17 protein-coding genes and 1 tRNA gene are annotated in these 20,652 nt (G+C 72.4%); 12 read left to right on the top strand and 6 right to left on the bottom strand.

From position 1 onward, the window contains the following. Window positions 1–29: 29 nt before the first annotated feature. The 3 genes from DEI92_RS15990 to DEI92_RS15980 form a co-directional block, all read right to left on the bottom strand. Window positions 30–1,202: a Na+/H+ antiporter NhaA gene (locus DEI92_RS15990; RefSeq protein ID WP_111014241.1), complete on the bottom strand. Its 1,173-nt coding sequence runs from the start codon at window positions 1,200–1,202 to the stop codon at window positions 30–32. Between the two features lie 102 nt (window positions 1,203–1,304). Next, window positions 1,305–2,090, bottom strand: coding sequence for a hypothetical protein (locus DEI92_RS15985; protein ID WP_111014240.1), 786 nt, complete (start codon window positions 2,088–2,090; stop codon window positions 1,305–1,307). Further along, complete coding sequence (locus DEI92_RS15980; RefSeq protein ID WP_111014239.1) at window positions 2,087–2,665, bottom strand: RNA polymerase sigma factor; 579 nt, start codon at window positions 2,663–2,665, stop codon at window positions 2,087–2,089. Before DEI92_RS15980 ends, DEI92_RS15985 begins: the two co-directional genes overlap by 4 nt. Window positions 2,666–2,740: 75 nt before the next feature. On the opposite strand from DEI92_RS15980, the gene DEI92_RS15975 reads away from it, so the two are divergent. The 9 genes from DEI92_RS15975 to DEI92_RS15930 all read left to right on the top strand — a co-directional run bounded on the left by DEI92_RS15975 (window position 2,741) and on the right by DEI92_RS15930 (window position 11,439). Next, window positions 2,741–3,478: a MazG family protein gene (locus tag DEI92_RS15975; protein WP_111014238.1), complete on the top strand. Its 738-nt coding sequence runs from the start codon at window positions 2,741–2,743 to the stop codon at window positions 3,476–3,478. A 284-nt stretch (window positions 3,479–3,762) separates the two neighbouring features. Next, window positions 3,763–5,010, top strand: coding sequence for a histidine--tRNA ligase (gene hisS, locus DEI92_RS15970; RefSeq protein ID WP_111014237.1), 1,248 nt, complete (start codon window positions 3,763–3,765; stop codon window positions 5,008–5,010). Window positions 5,011–5,074: 64 nt separating this feature from the next. Continuing rightward, a complete protein-coding gene (eno, locus tag DEI92_RS15965) occupies window positions 5,075–6,358 on the top strand; it encodes a phosphopyruvate hydratase (RefSeq protein ID WP_111014236.1) in 1,284 nt (427 codons plus the stop codon). 257 nt (window positions 6,359–6,615) lie between these two features. Further along, window positions 6,616–7,191, top strand: coding sequence for a septum formation initiator family protein (locus tag DEI92_RS15960; protein WP_111014235.1), 576 nt, complete (start codon window positions 6,616–6,618; stop codon window positions 7,189–7,191). Window positions 7,192–7,277: 86 nt separating this feature from the next. Next, a complete protein-coding gene (locus tag DEI92_RS15955) occupies window positions 7,278–7,826 on the top strand; it encodes a DUF501 domain-containing protein (RefSeq protein ID WP_111014234.1) in 549 nt (182 codons plus the stop codon). 36 nt (window positions 7,827–7,862) lie between these two features. Next, window positions 7,863–9,425, top strand: coding sequence for an NAD(P)/FAD-dependent oxidoreductase (locus DEI92_RS15950; RefSeq protein ID WP_111014233.1), 1,563 nt, complete (start codon window positions 7,863–7,865; stop codon window positions 9,423–9,425). A 141-nt stretch (window positions 9,426–9,566) separates the two neighbouring features. Beyond that, window positions 9,567–9,639 (top strand) — tRNA-Leu (locus DEI92_RS15945). A gap of 53 nt (window positions 9,640–9,692) precedes the next feature. After that, window positions 9,693–10,793 (top strand): acyltransferase, encoded by a 1,101-nt coding sequence (locus DEI92_RS16730; RefSeq protein WP_220037517.1) that lies wholly within the window; start codon window positions 9,693–9,695, stop codon window positions 10,791–10,793. Window positions 10,794–11,163: 370 nt separating this feature from the next. Continuing rightward, window positions 11,164–11,439, top strand: a complete 276-nt coding sequence (locus tag DEI92_RS15930) for a hypothetical protein (protein ID WP_111011424.1) — start codon at window positions 11,164–11,166, stop codon at window positions 11,437–11,439. Between the two features lie 86 nt (window positions 11,440–11,525). Here the strand turns inward: DEI92_RS15930 and DEI92_RS15925 are convergent, their stop codons facing one another. Next, the gene (locus tag DEI92_RS15925) at window positions 11,526–13,235 is read right to left on the bottom strand and encodes a class I adenylate-forming enzyme family protein (protein WP_111014230.1); all 1,710 of its coding nucleotides are present in this window, start codon (window positions 13,233–13,235) and stop codon (window positions 11,526–11,528) included. A gap of 110 nt (window positions 13,236–13,345) precedes the next feature. Beyond that, window positions 13,346–15,721, bottom strand: coding sequence for a hypothetical protein (locus DEI92_RS15920; RefSeq protein ID WP_146249178.1), 2,376 nt, complete (start codon window positions 15,719–15,721; stop codon window positions 13,346–13,348). A 231-nt stretch (window positions 15,722–15,952) separates the two neighbouring features. Here DEI92_RS15920 and DEI92_RS15915 point away from each other — a divergent pair, with 231 nt between their 5' ends. After that, a complete protein-coding gene (locus DEI92_RS15915; protein ID WP_111014228.1) occupies window positions 15,953–16,534 on the top strand; it encodes a LemA family protein in 582 nt (193 codons plus the stop codon). 12 nt (window positions 16,535–16,546) lie between these two features. Here the strand turns inward: DEI92_RS15915 and DEI92_RS15910 are convergent, their stop codons facing one another. After that, window positions 16,547–17,824, bottom strand: coding sequence for a winged helix-turn-helix domain-containing protein (locus tag DEI92_RS15910; RefSeq protein ID WP_111014227.1), 1,278 nt, complete (start codon window positions 17,822–17,824; stop codon window positions 16,547–16,549). Between the two features lie 115 nt (window positions 17,825–17,939). On the opposite strand from DEI92_RS15910, the gene DEI92_RS15905 reads away from it, so the two are divergent. Together DEI92_RS15905 and ilvA are read left to right on the top strand one after the other, a co-directional pair. Further along, on the top strand, window positions 17,940–19,295 hold the full coding sequence (locus tag DEI92_RS15905) for an AI-2E family transporter (RefSeq protein WP_258370246.1): 1,356 nt from the start codon (window positions 17,940–17,942) through the stop codon (window positions 19,293–19,295). Window positions 19,296–19,352: 57 nt separating this feature from the next. Then, window positions 19,353–20,597, top strand: a complete 1,245-nt coding sequence (ilvA, locus tag DEI92_RS15900; protein ID WP_111014226.1) for a threonine ammonia-lyase — start codon at window positions 19,353–19,355, stop codon at window positions 20,595–20,597. Window positions 20,598–20,652 lie beyond the last annotated feature (55 nt).

Raw genomic sequence — 20,652 nt, 5'->3', positions numbered from 1 at the left:
GCGGCGGAACCGCCGGATCGTGCTCCCGGTCAGGGCGCGCCGGGAGCGGCCGCGCGCTCGGACCGAGCACGGCGTGCCCCGAGCGCGACGACGACGGCCGACGCCACCATCGCGACGCCCGAGCCGACGAGGACCGCGAGCGTGCCCTGGTCCGCGACCTGCGGCGTGCGCACGAACGCGAGTTCGTTCATGAGCAGCGAGACGGTGAACCCGACCCCGCCGAGGACGCCGACGGTGGCGACCGCCGAGAGCGACAGCGTCGGGCGCTCAGGATGCCGGAACACATGGGTCGCGACCCCGCCGAAGAGCGTGATGCCGACGACCTTGCCCACCGGGAGTGCGAGCACGATCGCCCAGAACGCCGGCGACAGCGCACCGAACCCCACTGCGGGCACGGCGACCGCGGCCGAGGTGAACGCGAACACCGGCAGGACGACCCCGTTCGACCAGGGTTCGACAGCGTGCCGGACCGTGTGCCCGGCGCGCCGGGGGAGCACCAGACCGAGTGCCACCCCGGCGATCGTCGAGTGGACCCCCGAGTGCAGGACGAGCCACCACGTGACGACGCCGAGCACGACGAGGCCGACCACGATCCACGGCCGGGCGCGCCCGACGCGGCGCAGGGACCGGGCCAGCACCGCGAACGCCGCGAGGGCCACGACCGCCAGCCCGAGGAGTCCCAGGTCGGTGCCGTGCGCGAAGACCACCGCGATGATGACGATCGCGATGAGGTCGTCGAGCACCGCGAGCGCCAGGAGGAACACCCGGAGGCGTGACGGCAGCCCGCGGCCGAAGATCGCGAGGATCCCGAGCGCGAACGCGATGTCGGTCGCGGTGGGGATCGGCCAGCCGTGTTCGAGCCCGCTGCCCTGCGTGACCGCCAGGTAGAGCACCGCCGGCACGACGACACCCCCGACGGCGGCGATCGCGGGCACGATCGCGGTCCGGGGATCCGACAGCTGCCCGATCGTCAGCTCGTGCTTGAGCTCGATCGCGATGAGCAGGAAGAACGCGACGAGCAGCCCGTCGCTGACCCAGTGTGCGATCGACAGGTCGAATCCGACCGCGGACCAGGGTGTGTGGAGCGCCAGCAGGTGCTCGAGTCGAGGCCCGAGGGGGGAGTTCGCGGCGGCGAGTCCGAGGACCGCGGCGGTGAGCAGGGCGACGGCGCTGAAGCGCTCGGAGCGGACGATGGCGGGCACGGTGACTCCGTCTCGTTGGGGTCGGTCGATGGTCCGTCGACCAGACTTCCCGACACGCCACGCCGACGCTACCAGGCGACGGCGGCGTGGTCGGGGCTGCGTTCACCTGGTGCCGTGGGGGGAGGGCGAGGCCGTCCGGACGGGGTCGAGGTCGTCGATGTACCGCTGGTCGAGCGGTACCCCCGGGAGTCCCACGATGACCGTGGTGTGCCCGATGACCGTTTCACCGTCGGACTCGTACACATCGACCGTCGCGGTCTCCTCAGCCGGGTCGACGTCGTTCCAGAACACCCAGCCCTCGCGGCCGTTGTCCGCCGTCGCCGGGACGAGGTCGGGGTGTCCGTGCTCGTTCTCGACGCCGTACGTCTGTCCCTCGGCATTCAGGCCCCACACGCTCGTGACCGAGCTGGCGTACCGCAGGACCGCCCGCCACCGCGTGCCCGGCGAGGCCTCGATGCTGAACCGGGACCGACCCTCCGCTGGTGTTCGGCCATCCGTGACGTGCATGCTGCCGCCGTCGCGACAGCTGTACCCGGCGCCGCCGCCGTCGACCGTCGACACCTTCACCATCCCGACGTGGTTGAGGCAGGTGATGTCGACGATCACCGCGCCCGCCCTGTCGGGCGCCTTCCCGATGTCGACCAGGGCCGGCCCGGTGTGCGTCGCCGTGGTGGCGGCCCCGATCGCGGCGGTCGTCGTGGACCCGGGCACACCAGACGCCACGAGTGCTGCCGCACTGGTGGTCAGACCGACCGCCGCGACGCCGACGAGGGCAGCCGTGACGCGTGCTCGGCGCTGGCGGCGTTGGAGGCCGCTGGCCCGCGTCCCGATGGCAGCGAGCTCGGCTCGGATGGCGAGGGCGGTCTGGGGCTGCATGTCGATGCTCATGGGTTGCTGCCTTCCGGTGCGGTTCGGATGGACGGGTCGAGGTCGTGCAGGTCGTCGCGGAGGCGTCGGCGCATGCGGTGGAGGCGGACGCGTGCGGCGGGCGGATTGAGGCCCACCGCTTGTGCCGCCTCCCACACCGGCATGCCCTCGAGGCTCGTCAGGACCAAGAGCGCTGCATCGACCGGGGAGAGCGCGCGAACGGAGGCGCGCAAGCGATCGCGGACCTCGAGGTCCTCCGCGTCGACCGCTGGCGTCGTGTCGTCGTCCCGCGGGAGCTCGTCGAGCAACCGGCGGTACCGGGCGGTCGCCCGACGATGGTTCCGCGCGAGGTTGACGGTCGTGACCAGCAGCCACGGCACGACGGAGCCCGCAACCAGGACGACGGTCCTCCGCTTCCGCCAGAGTTCGTAGAACGCTGCGGCGGTGACGTCCTCGGCGTCGTGCGGCGTCTGGAGCAGGCTTGTCGCCCGTCGGTAGACACGCGGACGGTGCCGATCGAACAGCGCAGCGAAGGCGGCGCCATCGTTGCGCTGCGCCAGGACCCAGAGCGGGCCGTCGTCCGGTTCGTCCTCCACACTGAGTAGTGTCCGGCCGCCCCGCTGGCGTTACACGTCCGCTCGACGTCCACACGCGAGGTGCGACGATGGAGCATGACCCCGCATCAGGAGGCCCAGGCCGACCCCGCCGACCGAGCCGCAGCCGTCCAGGCCCTCGCCGCGGTGGTCGATCGCTTGCTCGCCCCGGACGGCTGCGTGTGGAACCGCGCGCAGACCCACCGGAGCCTGGCGGCGTACGCGGTCGAGGAGTCGTACGAGCTCGTCGACGCGATCGACGTGGACGACGACGTCGAGATCCGTGAGGAGCTCGGCGACGTGCTGTACCAGGTCGTGCTCCACGCGGGGATCGCCGAGCGTCGCGGCGCGTTCACGCTCGCCGACGTCGCCGAGCACGCTCGCGAGAAGATGGTCCGCCGCCATCCGCACGTGTTCGGCGACGAGCGCGCGGAGACGTTCGCCGACGTGGTCCGGGTGTGGCGCGCGGCGAAGTCGGCCGAGAAGGCAGCGCGCACGAGCGTGTTCGACGGCGTGCCCCGGGCGATGCCCCCACTCGAGCGGTCCGTGAAGCTCCTCGAGCGGATCGACGAGCACGGCCTCGCTTCCGTGCCCCTCGCGCAGGCCGTCGCGGACGCCGCTCGGCAGGACCTTATGCCCGGGGTGACCGACGGCGCGGACGGTCACGGTGCCGTCGACCCCGGGTGGGGCGGTGAGCTCCTCGACCGGATCGCGGCGGCCCGGGCGGACGGGGTCGATCCGGTGGCGAGCCTCCGCGCTGCGGTCGTCGCGCTCGAGGCGGCTGGCCGCGCGACGGAGCGCGAGCGGTCGCGCTGAATGCAGCGGGGCTCCGAGCGCGACCTGGGGCCCGGGCGTTGGACGCATGGCGACACGACGAGGTGAGGGCGCCCTCCCAACCCGAAAAGGAGGGCGCCCTCCGCGCGGCGACCGCGGCACGCAGCCGCCACGCCGGACGCGGGAGTCCGCAGCACTGGCCCCCCGCGGCCCGCCACGAGGGCGGACGATCGACCACCGTGATGGATCAGTGGAGCGGTGACCGACTGGAATACAGCATATCATCGCCGACGGCGCGGCGGCAAGCGCTCTGCGAAGATGGGGCCATGGCGACTGTCGTGACGGCTCCCCGCGGGATGCGGGACTTCCTCCCAGCCGAGAAGGCGCGCCGTGACCACGTGCTCGGCGTGATCCGTGGCGTGTACACGCGCCACGGCTTCGACGAGATCGAGACCCCCGTCGTCGAGGACGCCTCGCGGCTGCACGCGGGTCTCGGCGGCGACAACGAGAAGCTGGCCTTCGCCGTGATGCGTCGGGGGCTCAGCGTCGAGGACCTCCGCGTCGCCGAGGCGCCGCTCGACCTGGCCGACCTCGGACTCCGGTTCGACCTCACGGTCCCGCTCGCCCGGTTCTACGCGAGCCACCGTTCCGAGCTGCCGACGGTGTTCCGGTCCGTGCAGATCGCGCCCGTCTGGCGCGCGGAGCGTCCGCAGAAGGGCCGCTACCGGCAGTTCGTGCAGTGCGACATCGACATCCTCGGCGAGGCCGGGCCGCTCGCCGAGATCGAACTCATCCGCGCGACGACCGACGCCGTGGACGCCCTCGGCATCACCGGGACCACCATCCGCGTCAACGACCGGCGGATCCTCGTGGCGCTGCTCGGCTCGTGGGGCGTCGACGGACCCGCCGCCGACGCCGCCCTCGTCGTCGTCGACAAGCTCGACAAGATCGGCCCCGACGGCGTCGCGCGCGAACTCGTGGCACTGCCGAGGCTGGCCGGACACGACGCCTCCGAGCTCGAGGCCGTGCTGCGCGACCTCGCGACGGCCGACTGGGACAGCGTCGTGGGGGCCGACTGGCTCGACGCCGAGGCGTTCGGGGACCTGCAGGCCCTGCGTGCGGCCCTGCCCGGCGTGCGACTGCAGTTCGACCCGACGCTCGTCCGGGGCATGGGGTACTACACGGGCACCATCTTCGAGGTCGCGCACCCCGACTTCGGGTACAGCCTCGGCGGTGGTGGGCGGTACGACGGCATGATCGGGCGCTTCCTCGGCCAGGACGTCCCCGCGGTCGGGTTCTCGCTCGGGTTCGAGCGCCTCGTCGACCTCGTGACGCTGCCCGAGGACGCCACCGCCGACGCCGTCGTGCTCGTCCACGACCGCGACGTCCCGCCCGCCCGCCTCGCCGCGCTCAAGCAGGAGGTCCTGGCCGGCCACGCCCGGGTGCGCCTCGAACGCCGGACCAAGAACATGAAGAACCTGTTGGCCGGGCTCGCCGCCGCGGGGTTCACCGCCTTCGCGACGGTGGACACCGACAGCACCCTCGAGGACCTCGCCTTCCGACCGCTCGAGTGACCTCGCTCGCTAGGATCGGTCCCGGATTCGTCCAACCACCACTACCGCTTGTTAGGAGTACCCCGTGGCCGTGATCGATGCCGTTGGAGCACGCGAAGTCCTCGATTCCCGAGGCAACCCGACCGTCGAGGTCGAGGTGCTCCTCGACGACGGCGTGGTCTCGCGCGCCCTGGTCCCGTCCGGCGCCTCGACCGGCGCGTTCGAGGCCTACGAGCTGCGTGACGGCGACGCCGGACGCTACGGCGGCAAGGGCGTGCTCAAGGCCGTCGAGGGTGTCCTCGACGAGATCGGCCCGGCGCTCGAGGGCTTCGACGCCACCGACCAGCGTCTCGTGGACGCGGCGCTCATCGAGCTCGACGGCACCGAGAACAAGTCCCGCCTCGGCGCGAACGCGATCCTCGGCGCCTCGCTCGCGGTCGCCCGCGCCGCGGCGGACTCCGCCGACCTGCCCCTGTTCCGCTACCTCGGCGGCCCGAACGCGCACACCCTGCCCGTGCCGCTCATGAACGTCGTCAACGGCGGCGCCCACGCCGACACGAACGTCGACATCCAGGAGTTCTTCCTCGTGCCCTACGGCGCGTCGTCCTTCTCCGAGGCCCTCCGGTGGGGCGTCGAGACCTACCACGCGCTCAAGGGCGAGCTGAAAAAGCAGGGGCTCGCCACCGGCCTCGGCGACGAGGGCGGGTTCGCCCCGGAGCTCGCCTCGAACCGCGCCGCGCTCGACTTCCTCGTCGCCGCGATCGAGAAGGCCGGGTTCACCCCCGGCAAGGACATCGCGCTCGGCCTCGACGTCGCCTCGACGGAGTTCTACGCCGACGGCACGTACGCGTTCGAGGGCGGGCAGCTCTCGAGCGAGGCGTTCACGCAGTACTTCGTGGACCTCGTCGGCAACTACCCCCTCGTCACCATCGAGGACCCGCTCGCCGAGGACGACTGGGAGGGCTGGACGCACTTCACCGCCGAGCTCGGGTCGAAGGTGCAGATCGTCGGTGACGACCTCTTCGTGACGAACCCGAAGCGCCTCGCCAAGGGGATCCAGGAGCGGGCGGCGAACTCGATCCTCGTCAAGGTGAACCAGATCGGCACCCTGACCGAGACCCTCGACGCCGTCGCGCTCGCACAGCGCAGCGGCATGACCGCGATCCTGTCCCACCGCTCGGGCGAGACCGAGGACACGACGATCGCCGACATCGCGGTCGCGGTGGACGGCGGCCAGATCAAGACCGGTGCGCCGGCCCGCTCGGACCGCGTCGCCAAGTACAACCAGCTCCTCCGGATCGAGGAGGAACTGGGCGACGCCGCCGTCTACGCCGGCCGCAGCTCGTTCCCGCGCAGCGCCCACCTGTGAGCCGCGCGCTCGCTGGTCCGGACCGTCGGACCAGCGGGTGCCGCTCCGGCTCCGGCCCCCGGGCCTCCCGACCGGGAGGCCCAGGGGCCGTTCCGCGTGTCGGCCGGCGGACGACGCGTCAGTGGAATCACCGGCGTGAGCACGGGCGCGGGAGGCAGTGCCCGGGTCCTCGGTGGTCGGTTGCGCGTGGCCTGGGGGGACGGGTCCGGACCGTGCCGCTGCCCGGACCGGACCGGCGCCCGGGTTATCGTCGCTGCATGCCCTCGACGAAGCCCCGCGTCCGTCGCGTGCCGATCGCGATGCCCGCCGCCACGAGTCCGTCCGGCGCCTGGTTCCGGAACATCCGGTTCTCGGGCTTCAGCGTCCTCATGCTCGGCATCGTCGTGCTGTTCGTCGTGGTGCTCGCGCCGTCGCTGCGGACGCTGATCCAGCAGCAGCAGGAGATCGCGCAGAAGGAGCAGCAGGTCGCCGCGCAGCGTGCGGACGTCGCGACGAAGAAGCGGGACGTGGCGCGGTGGGACGACCCCGCCTACATCGAGGCCCAGGCGCGCGACCGCCTGCTGTACGTGTACCCGGGCGAGACGAGCTACCTCGTCATGGGCGCTGGGAGCGGGTCCTCGTCGGGCTCGACCAGTGCCGTGACGACCGACTCGGGCACCCCCGTGAGCTCGAAGCTCCAGACGCCGAAGGTCGACTGGGTGCAGGCGATGTTGTCGTCGGTGCTCGAGTCCGGGCTGACCGCGAAGACGACGTCCGAGCTCGTCGCCCCGGACGTCTCGGGCAGTGGGACGCCGACCACGGGTGCGACCGCGGGCACGGGCGCCGGGCGCTGATCGCGCGGGCATCGCGCGCCGACCTGCGGGTACCCAGCGCCGGACGGCCCGAGGACGGAACGTGCACCGGGTAGGATCACCGTCCCGTGGCAACTCCTCCGTTCGATCCGCCCACCGCCCGTGACGTCGCCGTCGTCTCGGCCCAGCTCGGGCGTCCCGCGCGTGACGTCATCGGCGTCCCGGCACGCTGCGTGTGCGGTGCGCCGACGGTGGTGGCGACGCAGCCCCGGTTGTCGAACGGCACGCCCTTCCCGACCCTGTACTACCTGACGCACCCCGCGGCGACGGCCGCGGTGTCGACGCTCGAGGCGACGGGTGCGATGCCGGAGCTCGCGGCCCTCCTCGAGGAGCAGTCCGTGGCCGACGCGTACCGTGCCGCGCACGAGGCGTACCTGGCGGACCGCGAGTCGATCGAGGTCGTCGCGGAGATCGCGGGGGTCACCGCGGGCGGCATGCCGAACCGGGTGAAGTGCCTGCACGCGCTCGTGGGGCACGCCCTCGCCGCGGGGCCAGGCGTGAACCCGATCGGCGACCTCGCGCTCGAACGGGCGGCCTGGAGCCCCGAGCGGTGCGCCTGCGTGACGTACGATGGGGTGGACGACGGCGGAGTCGGGGTGGGCGGAGGCAGAGAGTAAACTCTCGGCAAACCCCCATCCAAGGAGACATCACTCGTGCCCAAGATCCTCATCGTCGGCGGCGGCTACGCCGGCTTCTACACAGCATGGAAGCTCGAGAAGGCGCTCCGCCCGGGCGAGGCCGAGGTCACGATGGTGGACCCGCTGCCCTACATGACCTACCAGCCGTTCCTGCCGGAGGTCGCGGCCGGGTCGATCGAGCCGCGGCACGCGGTGGTCGCGCACCGTCGGCACCTCGGCAAGACCCGTGTCGTCACGGCCAAGGTCACCAAGGTCGACCACGCCACGAAGACCGCGACGATCACGCCGCAGGTCGGCGAGCCGTGGGAGGAGACCTACGACACGCTCGTCATGACCGCCGGTGCCGTCTCGCGCACGTTCCCGATCGCCGGCGTCGCCGAGGAGGCCATCGGCCTCAAGACCATCGAGGAAGCCGCCGCGATCCGCGACAAGATCCTCACGAACTTCGCGAAGGCCGCGAACCTGCCCGCCGGCCCGGAGCGCGAGCGTCTCCTCACCGTCGTGGTCGTCGGCGGTGGCTTCGCCGGCATCGAGATCTTCGCCGAGCTGCGGTCGTTCGCCACGAACCTGCTCCGGAACTACCCGACCATCTCGTTCGACGAGACCCACTTCCACCTGGTCGAGGCGATGGGGCGCATCATGCCCGAGGTCTCCCTCGAGACCAGCCACTGGGTGCTCAAGAACCTCGCCGAGCGCGGCGCTGAGGTCCACCTCGACACGCAGCTCGCCTCGGCGGTCGGCGGCGTCTGCCAGTTCAAGCCGAACGAGGGCGAGATCCAGACCGTCGAGTCCGACCTCATCATCTGGACCGCGGGTGTCATGGCGAACCCGATGGTCAAGGGCACCGACCTCCCGCTCGAGCCGCGCGGACGCATCCGTGTGCAGCCGGACCTCCGTGTCGTGGACGACAACGGGATCGTCGCGGACGCCTGGGCCTGCGGTGACGTCGCGGCGGTGCCGGACCTCACGGGCGGCGGTGTGGGCGGCATGTGCGTGCCGAACGCCCAGCACGCGGTCCGCCAGGCCAAGCAGCTGGCGAAGAACCTCGTCGCGGTCATCCGCGGTGAGGAGCCGAAGGACTACAAGCACGAGAACCTCGGCGCGGTGGCGGGCCTCGGCCTCGGCATCGGTGTGTTCCAGTCGGGCAAGTTCGCGATGAAGGGCTTCCTCGCCTGGGGCGCGCACCGCGGGTACCACGGTCTGGCCATGCCGTCGTGGGAGCGCAAGGTCCGCGTGGTCGGCGACTGGCTCACCGGCACGATGTTCGGCCGCGACATCGTCTCGCTCGACGACCGCGAGACCCCGCGTGCCGCGTTCGAGACGTTCGCGTCGCGCCCGAAGCCCCCGATGCCCGAGGCCGGTACGCCCGAGGGTGCGTCGGGCCCGGTCTACGCGACCCCCGCGGACGACGTCTCGAAGGACGTCAAGAAGGACGACGCCGCGCCCGCCGCGAAGACGACCACGCGCAAGCCGGCCGCCAGGAAGGCCGCCGCGCCGAAGGCCGACGCCGCTGCCGCGGCCCAGCCCGTCGCCGAGCCGGCCGCGGAGTCGGCGCCGGTCAGCGCCAAGGCGGAGTAGCCGACTCCGTCCGTGCCAGCGGATCGACCACGATCGAGGCGGTCACCCCACGGGGTGACCGCCTCGTCCGCGTCCGGGGTGCCGACGATCTAGGCTGGAACGCGTTCCCGAGCAACGCTCGGTGCGCGGCTGGCCCGCGCCGCCCCCGTGGCCCAACGGCAGAGGCATGCGACTTAAAATCGCCGAGTTGAGGGTTCGAATCCCTCCGGGGGCACCGAACACCGCCGGCGCCCCCGCGACGGCCCGTCACCCCCTAGGCTGCGGATCGTGACGACCCGAACCCGAACCGCGTCGACCCGAGACGCGACCCTCGACATCGCCCGTGGCATCGCGATCACCATGATCGTGCTCGGCCACGTCCTGCGCGGACTGGCGTCCGCACACATCCTCGACCGCCACGCGGTGGGCTACATCGACACCGACCGACTCCTGTACAGCGTGCACCTGACGGTGTTCGCGTTCATCAGCGGCCTGTTCGTCGCTCGCGCCGTCGATCGTGACGGCGTTGGCCGGTACCTCCGCAGCCGCGACGTGCTGTTCATCTACGTCTACGTCGTGTGGTCGCTCGTGCAGGGCGTGGTGAAACTGGCTGCCGGCGCCCTCGTGAACTCGCCCACGAGCATCACGAGCACACTCGACCTGCTGCACCCGGACGGGCAGCTCTGGTTCCTGCCGTGGCTCGTGGCCGTGTCGACGGTGGCCGCGCTCGTCCGCCCGTGGCGGTCCCGTGCCGTCATGATCGCCAGCATCGTGGGGGCCCTCGTCGTGAGCATCGCGGGCTGGGGCACGGACCTGGGGGTCGCCCTCGTCCAGGGCCTCGGCATCTGGGTGTTCTTCTTCCTCGGCGTGTGCATCGGCGCGCGCCGCGTGATCGAGTTCATCGCGCGCGTGCGGCTCCCCGTGGTGGGTGTCGTCGCGCTCGTCGGGACCGTCGCCTTCGTCGCCCTGGTGTTCGGCACGTCCGAGGGCACGCCGACCCCGAGTGCCGGCGACCACCACGGGGTGGTGGCGGTCGCGCTCGGTCTGCTCACGACCCTGGTCGGCCTCGTGGCGGTGATCGCGGTCTCCCGGCTGCTCGCGGCCGTGTCGTGGCTGACCTGGGTCGGTGCGGTCGGCCGCCGCACGCTCGAGATCTTCCTCGCCAGCATCACGTTCGCGTCGGGCACCCGGATCGTCCTGTCGCACCTCGGCGTCCAGGACCCGGTCGTCCACGTGGTCGTCGGCACGCTCGCGGGCGTCGTCGGTCCGATCCTGCTCGGCATCGTCCTCGAGCGGCTCCGGTTCCCCTGGCTGTTCACGGCGCCCTCGCGGCTGACCGGCACGCGTGCCTCCGTGACACCGCGCGCGGACGTCCCAGCGCACCGCTGACGCCGCCCTTCGGGACATTGCGCCCATCACCGGCATTTCGTATACCGCCGATTGGGTTTCCGCGGTCGGCTCGTGCGACGATCGTTCGCCACGGAACGGGGAAGGGGACCATGGTGTGGGGGACGACGATGAGCCGGATGGCGAACGGGATCCGGCACGGCGTGTACGTCGGGATCACCGGGGATGCAGCGCGAGCCACATCGATGCGAGTGGCGGTGAGATCGAGGCGACGCACTCGGCGTACTCCGTCGAGGCGAGCAGGGATGACGACCGACAGGACGCGGTTGGGGGCCTCCAGGTAGCGGCGGCAGCCGAATCGTTCATCGGCCCGCTTCCTGCCCCGCGGACACTCGCCGAGTACGACACAGTCGTGCCCGGCGCTGCGGCGCGGATCGTCGAGGCTCACCTCCGACGTGAGGCGGTCGACGCGGACGCACTCGAGCGTCTGAGCGCCGCGGAAGCGACAGCCGTTCTCATCGGCGCGTTCGGTGCGCAGGCCCTGACGCTCGGCGGACTCGGTGCCGCAGTCGTGTTGATCGCCGCCGGTGACCCCGGGTGGGCCTGCACCGTCGGGGTCCCCGCCGTCCTGGGTGGTGCGGCACAGCTCGCCGCGGCGATTCGTCGGTCCGCCGACGGCGACCATTGAGGTCTCGGGGCTGCAGCACCGTCAGCGGTGCGGTCGGGAGGCGCGGGGCGAGCCGGTCCCGAGCCTCCCGACCGGTGGGCAGTGGGTCAGGGCGCGATGAGCAGCCCGGCCGCGTGGTCCTCGGCCGCCGTCGCCTTGGCGACGTAGTGGACCTTCTTGCCGGTCGCGTTGTAGGGGATGCTGTCGACGAACCGGTACAGCCGGGGGCGCTTGTAGCGGGCCAGGGCGGGGTGGGATCCGGTGAACGACTCGAGCGCGGCTGCCGCTGCCGCGTCGTCCTCGGGCAGACCGTCGCCGGGCTTGCGGACGACGTAGGCGGTGACGACCTCGCCCCACCGCTCGTCGGGCACGCCCACGACGACCGAGTCGGCGACGCCGGGGTGCTCCCCGAGCACGGCCTCGACCTGCACCGGGTGGACGTTCTCGCCGCCGGAGATGATCATGTCGTCCTTGCGCCCGACGATCGTCACGCGCTCCTGGGTGTCCCAGGTGGCGAGGTCGCCCGGGTAGAACCAGCCGTCCGAGAACTTCTCGTCCTCGAGCTGCGGGTTCCGGTAGGAGTAGCCCGACTTGACGGTGCGGACCGCGAACTCGCCGATCTCGGTGCCGTCCTTGGCGACCGTGTCCGTCGGGTCGGCGAGGCGGTCGGCGTACACCTGGACCACCGCCACGTCGTCGTCGGTGGACGCACGGCCGGTGGAACCAGCGCCGTCGGGGAAGTCCTCCGGCCGCAGGAACGTGTTCCAGAAGGTCTCGGTGGTGCCGTACCCGTTGAAGATCCGCGGGGTCAGCAGCTCCTGGAACCGCAGCGCGGCGGCACGGTCGAGCGGAGCGCCCATCGTGACGATGCCGTGGAGCGACGACAGATCCCGGGCGTGGCGTTCCTGCGCGTCGGCGAGCTGGACGAGGTTCGTCGGGGCGCCGATGAGGAACGTCAGCCGCTCGGACTCGACGAGGTCGAGCACTGCGTCCGCGTCGAAGTGCCGGAGGGTGGTGAGCTCCGCTCCGACGTAGAACACGGGGTTGGGGCCGCCGGAGTACAGGCCACCCCGGTGGAACAGCGGCGACATGTTGAGCGTCTTGTCGAACGGCGTCAGCGGGAAGTGCATGATGACGTCGTGTGCGCTGAGCACCTCGACGAGGCTCGGCAGCGGCACGGGCTTCGGCCGTCCGGTCGTGCCGGACGTGTACAGGCGTGTGGTCTCGTCGTAGGTGGTCCGCGGCCGTGCGTCGTCGCGCTCCGCGAGTTCGAGGTGCGTGACGGGCTCGGCCGCCAGCAGGGTCTCGAACGACTCGGTGTCCGCGGACGTCCCGTCGGCCCCGACCACCACGACCCGCGCGGGAGCGTGGGTGGCGGTGGCGAGCGCGTCGGTCATGTCCCCTGTCCGCGCGGCGTCGTGGAGGAGCACGACCGGTGCCGATTCGTCGATGATGTACGCGACCTCGGCGGGGGCCAGGCGGAAGTTCGTGGGCGAGAACACGGCGCCGATGCGGTGGCACGCCAGGTACGCGATCGCGAGCTCCGGACCGTTGAACAGCTCCGCCATGACGACGGCACCGCGTCCGACGCCGTTCCGGACGAGCCACCCACCGACGCGGTCGACGGCGTCGCCGAGCTCGGCGTAGGTCCAGGAGCGTCCGGAGGACGGATCGCGCAGGGCCGGCCGATCGGCGAACCGGTGCACGTTGCGGGCGAAGCCGTTGGCGTAGGTGTACTGCCCCTCGAACACCCCGCGGAAGCGGGTGGGGTCGTACGGCGTCGTCGTGTCCGGTGTGCGGTCGGTGTCGGTGCTCATGGTCGCTCCAGCTCGTCGGCGCGTCGGCGGGCTCCGGCGCACCGTCCGTCAGCGTATCGCGGGGGACCGCCGGGGCGGGTCGATCCGCGGACGGCCGGTCGGGCCTCCCGTCAGTCGCGCAGGGCGGGCTCGACGACGCGGGTCCAGGTCCAGACGGCGACCGCCACCGCGGCGCAGCCGCCCATGGTGATCCCGACGGTCGCGAGGGACAGGTGCGTGCCGGTCGAGCCCGAGTACACGGCCACCGCGAGCGCCACGGGGACGGTCGCGACGGCGGCGTAGCGCGCGCGGGACGTCGCCCACAGTGCGGCGCCGGCCGACCCGGCGACGGGGAGGAGCGTGGTCACGACCGACCCGAGGCCGCCGACGCAGAGGGTGGTGGCGAACTCGGACAGGAACTGGTGCCAGAACCCCGCTCCGGCGCTGACGCTGCACAGGAGCCAGCCGATCGCCGCGAGCGCGAGGAGCGCGCCCGTCTGCACGGTCGCGCTCCTCGCGCTCGCCCCGTTGGTGCCCAGGGCGACGACCCTGCGCGGGAGTCGGACGTGCCGGTGCGGGAGCGGATCGCGTCCACCGACGCCGACCGAGGGGACGATGAGCACGCCGAGCAGCACCGCGGGTGCGAGGTGCGCGCTCCGGGTGAGGAGGCACGCGACGAGCGCCGCGACCACGAGGGCCGGGGAGACCCGGACGACGACGGCGTCGCGGGACGGTCCCGCGCTCCATCGTGCGGCGACCACCACGGCGACCGCGAGCACGGCGGTCCCGAGGACGACCGCGATCGCGAGGCGGGCGTAGCGCGGCTCCGCGGCGATGCCGGTGGCGAACAGCGTCAGCAGGCTGGCGACGCCGGCCGACACGGACACCGCGGCCCACGTCGGGAGCGCCCCCGCGCCCTCGGCGGTCGGGGCGACGGGGCGGTTCCGCCCGGTCAACCGTGCGAGACGCCACCGGAACCGGCCGCGGGTGGACCGGGCGAGCAGGGTGAGCGGCACCGCGACGAGCACGAGGAACGCGGCGACCCCGACGAGCACCAGCACGAGGGTCCGCAGCGAGACGCTCGCCGGGATGCTCGGCACGTGTGCGTCGTAGGCGGTCGCCGCCGTCCAACCGTCGTCGGGTCGGGCGCCCGCACCGCCACCGCCGGTACCGCTCGCGTCGTCGCCGGTCGAGCCACCGGGTCCGCCGCCCGTACCGGACCCGGACCCGGACGCGCCGGACCCGGATCCGCCGGACCCGGGGCCACCACGGACCGAACCGCCCGGGAGGCCCGGTTCGGCCCGTCCCGTCGCGTGCGGTGACGAGGGCGCCGCGCCGGACGTGCCGTCCCCGTCACCGCCGGACGACGTCGGACCGCCGCTCGGCGCGTCGGTCAGGGCGCCCCCGACGACCACCGCGCGCCCGGCCGACACCGGCGAGAGGTTCCCCGCCGCGTCGCGCTGCCCCGCCGCGAAGCTGCGTGTGCCGTCCGGGATGCTCGATCCGGCCGTGGTGCACGACCAGCGGGTCGCGGTGACCGCGCTCTGGCACACCGGATTGCCGTCGACGTACACCGTGACCGTGTCGCCGGTCTCGCCGGTGCCCGCGACGGTGATCGGCTGCGCCCGGACGTGCGTGCCGACCGCGGGACGCGTGAGGACCGGGGCGACGGGCGCGGTGCGGTCCACGGTGACGGCCACCGGTGACGACGACGTGCTGCGCACGGTCGCGGCGAACCCCAGCGCCGGATCCGCGGCCTGGGTCGCCGTCATCGTCCAGGTCCCCGTCGTCAGGGCGTCGGGCCCGGCGGACCAGGAGACGTACCAGGACCCGTCGGAGGAGATCGTGGCCGTTCGGGAGGCGCTCCCGGCGTCCACCGTCACCCGCGCTCCGGGGTACCCCGTGCCGGTCACGCCCCCGGTCGTCGGGCCCGTCGTCGTGACGACCGGCGGTGTCAGGACGTCGACGGGTGCGGCGTCGTCGGGCGCCAGGTCGTCGTGCGTCGTGTCGAGGACGGTGAAGACCTGGCGGGGCCCGGAGCGGACCGGTCCGGTGCACGCCCACGTCCCGTCGCCGGTCACGGTGGTCGAGCAGACCGACGCCGTGGGCGTGCTCGGGTCGGCGACGCGCACGCGGGCATCCGGGGTCCCGCGGCCCGTGAACCGGCCGCTTCCGGTGGTGATGGCCGACTGGTCGTCGATCGACGGTGCGACCGGCGTCGGAGCGGTCGGGCTCGCCGAGGCGGCCGGCGCCGCCTGCTGTGCGCCGGCCGGCTGGGTCGGCACGGCCCGGGACATGGTGGTGGTGATCGGAGCACGTGCCGTCGCGTCGGGCGAGGCGGCGCGTGCGGGAGCCGCCGCGGCGAGCAGGGCCACGACGACGGCGAGCGGCACCGTGGTGACGAGTGCGACCCGTCGCCCCCGCAGGGCGCGTCGGCGCCGAGCGGGCGGTCGACGGGCGACCGGCCACCCCACGGCCCCCCGGCCCGCTCGTGTTCCCTGATCCACTGCCCCCCATTCGAGGTCACCCGCGGGCCGACGTCAACCACTCGCTCGGCTCGGCGGATCCAGCCGATGCGAAATCGTGACGAAGGCTCCACGCGCCCGGGAACCAGCCGAACGGTGCGCGGGAATCAGCCGAGAGCCAGTACCCCGGCGGCCGAGCGCTCCTGGTGCCGCCCGTATAGTCGATACGGACACATGTGCCTGCGTGTCCGTCGCGGAGAAGGAGTACTCGCCATGGACACCGGTCTCGTCACGACGCTCATCGTCGTCGGAGTGGTCGTCGTCGTGCTGGTGGTCGTCGGCATCGCCGTCTGGGCCACGTCGAGGTCGCTCGTGGCCCTGAAGGGCCGGGTCGACCAGGCGTGGAGTGAGATCGAGACGCAGTTCGACCGGCGGGCCGAGCTCGTCCCGACGATCGTCGACACCGTCCGGGCGTACGCCACCCACGAGAACGGTCTGTTCGAGACCGTGACGCAGGCCCGGGCCGAGACGCTGAGCGCGGGTGACGCCGCGGCTGCGTCGGAGGCGGAGGGGCACATGCAGAAGGCACTCAAGCGCGTGTTCTCCATCGCCGAGGGCTACCCGCAGCTGCAGTCGAGCCAGGCGTTCTTGCAGCTGCAGTCGGAACTCGTCGCGACCGAGGACAAGATCCAGTCGGCGCGCCGCTACTACAACGGCAGCGTCCGCGAGCTCAACACGAAGATCCGCGTGTTCCCGGGCTCCGCCGTCGCGCGGAACCGCGGGTACCGCGAGGCACCGTTCTTCGAGACCGCGGAGCCCGCCGCGATCGCCGAACCCCCGCGCGTGCAGTTCTGACGGGTGCGGTCGTCAGGGGCCGTCCGGCGGGGAGTCCGCGGCCTCGGCGTCGTCCGCGGCCTCGGCGTCGTCCGCGGCCTCGTGCGGCACGAGCGGCACACCGAGGGCGTCCGCGAGCCGCGCTGCCGCTGTTCCCCGGTCGGTGACCGCCACGGCGTCGAGTCCCTGCCAGTCCGCGGTGCGGAGCAGCAGTGCGCCGAGACGCCCGGGATCGAGGTGTCGGCCGGGTTCCTCCCATGCCGTCCGGACGCGGAGGACACCGTGCTGGCGGTCGCTCTTGAGGTCGACCCGGCCCACGACCTGGTCGTCCTGCAGGACCGGTAACACGTAGTAGCCGTACACGCGCTTCGGGGCCGGTGTGTAGATCTCGATCCGGTAGTGGAACCCGAAGACGCGCTCGGCGCGGGGCCGGAACCAGACGACGGGGTCGAACGGGCTGAGCACGGCGTCGGCCTCGACACGGCGGGGGACCGTGGCGTCGGCGTGCATCCACGCCGGGCGGCCCCAGCCCTCGACCTCGACGGGCACGACGACCCCGGCGTCCTCGAGGTCGCGCAGCGCCGACCGCGTCCGGTCCGACCGGAGGCGGTGGTAGTCCGCGACGTCCGCGAGCGTCCCGACGCCGGAGGCCCGGATCGAGCGCTCGACGAGGGTGCGGACGGCGTCGGTCTCGTCCGGGATCGTGTCGAGCACCTCGGCCGGCAGCACCTGGTCCGGCAGGCCGTACACGCGCTCGAAGCCGCTCCGCCCGGCGCTGACGACATCGCCCCAGCGGAACAGGTGCTCGAACCCCCGCTTGACGTCGCTCCAGCCCCACCACGGTCCTCGCCGCACGTTGCTCTCGTGCTCCACCGCGCTCGCGGGCACGGGCCCCTCGGCGCGGAGCACGGCGAGGAGTTCCCGGAGGAGTGGCGCGTGGGTGGCCGCGAAGCCGTCGGGGTCGGCGTGGTCCCGCGCACGCCGCGTGTCCATCGCCCACCGGAACAGCGGCCAGCTCGTGCGGGGGATGAACGCGGCCTCGTGCGCCCAGTACTCCAGGTGGGCGGCGCCCCTCGTCATCGTCATGCGGTCGAGGAGGGCCTTGTCGTACGCACCGAGGCGGGCGAAGACGGGCAGGTAGTGGCTCCGCTCGAACACGTTCACGGAGTCGATCTGCAGGAGCCCCAGCCGCTCGACGAGGGCGCGGATGGTCCGGCTCGACACCGCGCTCTCCGGGACCGCACGGCCGATGCCCTGCGCCCCGAGCGCGACGCGTCGTGCCTGGGCGGCGGAGAGTGCGGTCCGGACCATGCCCGCAACGCTACCGGCGGCCTCCGACGTGCCCGCTGCCTCCCGGTCGTCCGGAACGCGCGCATCGTATTCCGGGATCGGAACACGAACGGGCACGCGCTCATACACTGGCGCAATGGCATGGGGCAAGAAGAAGCAACCGGACGCCCGGACGACGCGGCCGGCACCAGCGCTGTCGCGCCCCGCGGGTCGCGAGCAGGCGCGGACAGGTCGAGAGCAGGTCCCGTCGCGACGGCACCCGGCGTCGGTCGTCGAGGACAACGTCCCCGTCGGCATGCAGATCGCCGGTGCGTTCAGCTGGCGGATCCTCGTCGTCGTGGGCGTGATCGCGCTCTTCATCTGGCTGATGACGCTGTTCAGCGAGATCCTCATCCCGTTCCTCGTGGGCATCGTGATCGCGGCGTTCCTCATCCCGATCTCGAACTGGATGCAGCGGCACCACGTGCCCAAGTGGGCGGCGATCGTCATCAGCCTGGTCGGCGGTCTCGCCGCGGTCGCCGCACTGCTCTGGCTCGTCGTGAGCCAGATCGTCTCGTCCTACCCGTCCCTCAAGAAGCAGACGCTGTCGCAGTTCGACAACATCAAGGACCTGATCGCGGGCGCGGGCCTCGGCGTGACGCAGAAGGACATCTCGGGCTACCTCGACCAGGGCACGAACTGGCTCCAGGCGCACTCGAGTTCGATCCTGTCGGGCGTCGCGAGCGCCGGATCGAGCCTGACGCACGTCGCCGAGGGCCTGTTCGTCATCCTGTTCACGGTGATCTTCCTGCTCATCGACGGCAAGAACGTCTGGCGCTGGTCGGTTCGGGTGTTCCCGATCAAGGCCCGCGCGGCGGTCGACGGCGCGGGCGTCGCCGGCTGGATCACGCTCTCGAGCTTCGTGCGCGTGCAGATCTTCGTCGCGTTCGCCGACGCGGTGGGCATCGGTGTGGGCTCCTGGATCGTCGGCCTGTTCTTCGGCGGGCTGCCGCTCGTCATCCCGATCGCCGTGTTCGTGTTCCTCGGCGCGTTCGTGCCGGTGGTCGGCGCGATCGTCACCGGCTTCCTCGCGGTCTTCGTCGCGCTCATCTTCAACGGCCCCGTCGCAGCCTTGCTCGTCATCGGCGTCGTCCTGCTCGTGCAGCAGATCGAGGGCCACATCCTCCAGCCGCTCGTCATGGGCAACGCGGTCAAGGTGCACCCGCTCGCGGTCGTGCTCGGCGTCACGGCGTTCTCCGGTCTGGCCGGCATCGCCGGCGCGTTCTTCGCCGTGCCGCTCATCGCCGTGCTCAACTCGATGGTCACGACCGTCGCGCAGGGGCGCTGGAAGTACATGGACTCCGACCACGTGCGCGACGCCAAGCCCGAGCACGGCACCACGGTCATCCCGCGGTCGCGGTGGCACCGGCACAAGATCGGCGACGACGTGCCGGCTCCGGGCAGCGACAAGCAGCCGACCGCCAACAAGGGCACCGCGGTCGACGTCGAGTGAGTCGTCCCGCGACGGCGACCCGTCGCGGGACGTGCGCCGACACGCGATGATGGTCGGGTGACGATCCCCAGCACCGTGCCGCAGGTCCCGACCCTCGACGACGTCGAGGCCGCACGGGTGATCGTCGAGGGTGTGGCGCGCGTCACCCCGATGGAGACATCGCAGTTCCTCGGCGAGATCCTCGGCTCGGCCGTGCACCTCAAGTGCGAGAACCTGCAGCGCACCGGTGCGTACAAGATCCGTGGTGCGTACAACCGGCTCGCGGCGCTCGACGCCGACGAGCGCCGGCGCGGCGTCGTCGCCGCGAGCGCTGGCAACCACGCGCAGGGGGTCGCCCTGGCGGCCCGTGAGCTCGGCGTGCCGGCGACGATCTTCATGCCCGTCGGCGTCGCGCTCCCGAAGCTGCAGGCGACCCGGCAGTACGGCGCCGACACGGTCCTCCACGGCCACAGCGTCGAGGAGGCCCTGGCCGCTGCCCAGGAGTTCGCCACCCGGACCGGCGCGGTGTTCATCCCGCCGTTCGACCACCCGGACATCATCGCCGGGCAGGGCACCGTCGGCCTCGAGATCGTCGACCAGGTGCCGGACGTCGACACGGTCGTGGTGCCGATCGGCGGCGGGGGCCTGGTCTCCGGTGTCGCGCTCGCGGTCAAGGGCGTCGCCCGGCAGCAGGGCCGGTCGATCCGGGTCGTCGGCGTCCAGTCCGCGAACACGGCCTCGTACCCGGTGTCGATCGAGGCGGGTGCGCCGACCACCATCACGACCACCCCGACCATCGCCGACGGGATCGCGGTCGCCCGACCCGGCGAGCTCAACTTCCCGCTCGTCCGCGACCTGGTCGACGAGATCGTCACCGTCGCCGACGACGACGTCGCCCGGGCGCTCCTCGTGCTGCTCGAACGCGCCAAGCTCGTCGTCGAGCCGGCCGGCGCGGTGGGTGTGGCGGCGATCATGGCCGGGACCATCCGCGACTCCGGCAGGACCGTGGTGGTGCTGAGCGGTGGCAACATCGACCCGCTCATGATGGAGCGCGTGATCACGCGCGGGCTCGTCGCGGCGCAGCGCTACGTGGCGATCCGGATCATGCTCCCCGACCGCCCGGGGCAGCTCGCCCTCGTGTCGCAGGTGATCTCCGACGCCGGTGCGAACATCGTCGAGGTCCTGCACACGCGGCACGGGCAGGGGCTCGAGATCACCGAGGTTGCGCTCGAGCTGAGCATCGAGGCCCGGGGGCCCGAGCACGCGGCCGAGGTCACGGAGCGCCTGCGCGAGGCCGGGTTCCGTCCACTCGTCCGCCATTGACGACGGTCGGGAGGGCCGGTGCGGACCGGTCCCGCCCCTCCCGACCGTCGTCAAT

The organism is Curtobacterium sp. MCBD17_034 (assembly GCF_003234515.1).
Classification (GTDB): domain Bacteria; phylum Actinomycetota; class Actinomycetes; order Actinomycetales; family Microbacteriaceae; genus Curtobacterium.
This window is presented reverse-complemented; position numbering and strand designations above follow the sequence as displayed.

Coding starts and splice junctions, on each gene's coding strand:
- DEI92_RS15985 (WP_111014240.1), bottom strand. CDS start 2,090: ATGAGCATCGACATGCAGCCCCAGACCGCCCTCGCCATCCGAGCCGAG.
- DEI92_RS15975 (WP_111014238.1), top strand. CDS start 2,741: ATGACCCCGCATCAGGAGGCCCAGGCCGACCCCGCCGACCGAGCCGCA.
- hisS (WP_111014237.1), top strand. CDS start 3,763: ATGGCGACTGTCGTGACGGCTCCCCGCGGGATGCGGGACTTCCTCCCA.
- DEI92_RS15960 (WP_111014235.1), top strand. CDS start 6,616: ATGCCCTCGACGAAGCCCCGCGTCCGTCGCGTGCCGATCGCGATGCCC.
- DEI92_RS15925 (WP_111014230.1), bottom strand. CDS start 13,235: ATGAGCACCGACACCGACCGCACACCGGACACGACGACGCCGTACGAC.
- DEI92_RS15915 (WP_111014228.1), top strand. CDS start 15,953: ATGGACACCGGTCTCGTCACGACGCTCATCGTCGTCGGAGTGGTCGTC.
- DEI92_RS15910 (WP_111014227.1), bottom strand. CDS start 17,824: ATGGTCCGGACCGCACTCTCCGCCGCCCAGGCACGACGCGTCGCGCTC.
- DEI92_RS15905 (WP_258370246.1), top strand. CDS start 17,940: ATGGCATGGGGCAAGAAGAAGCAACCGGACGCCCGGACGACGCGGCCG.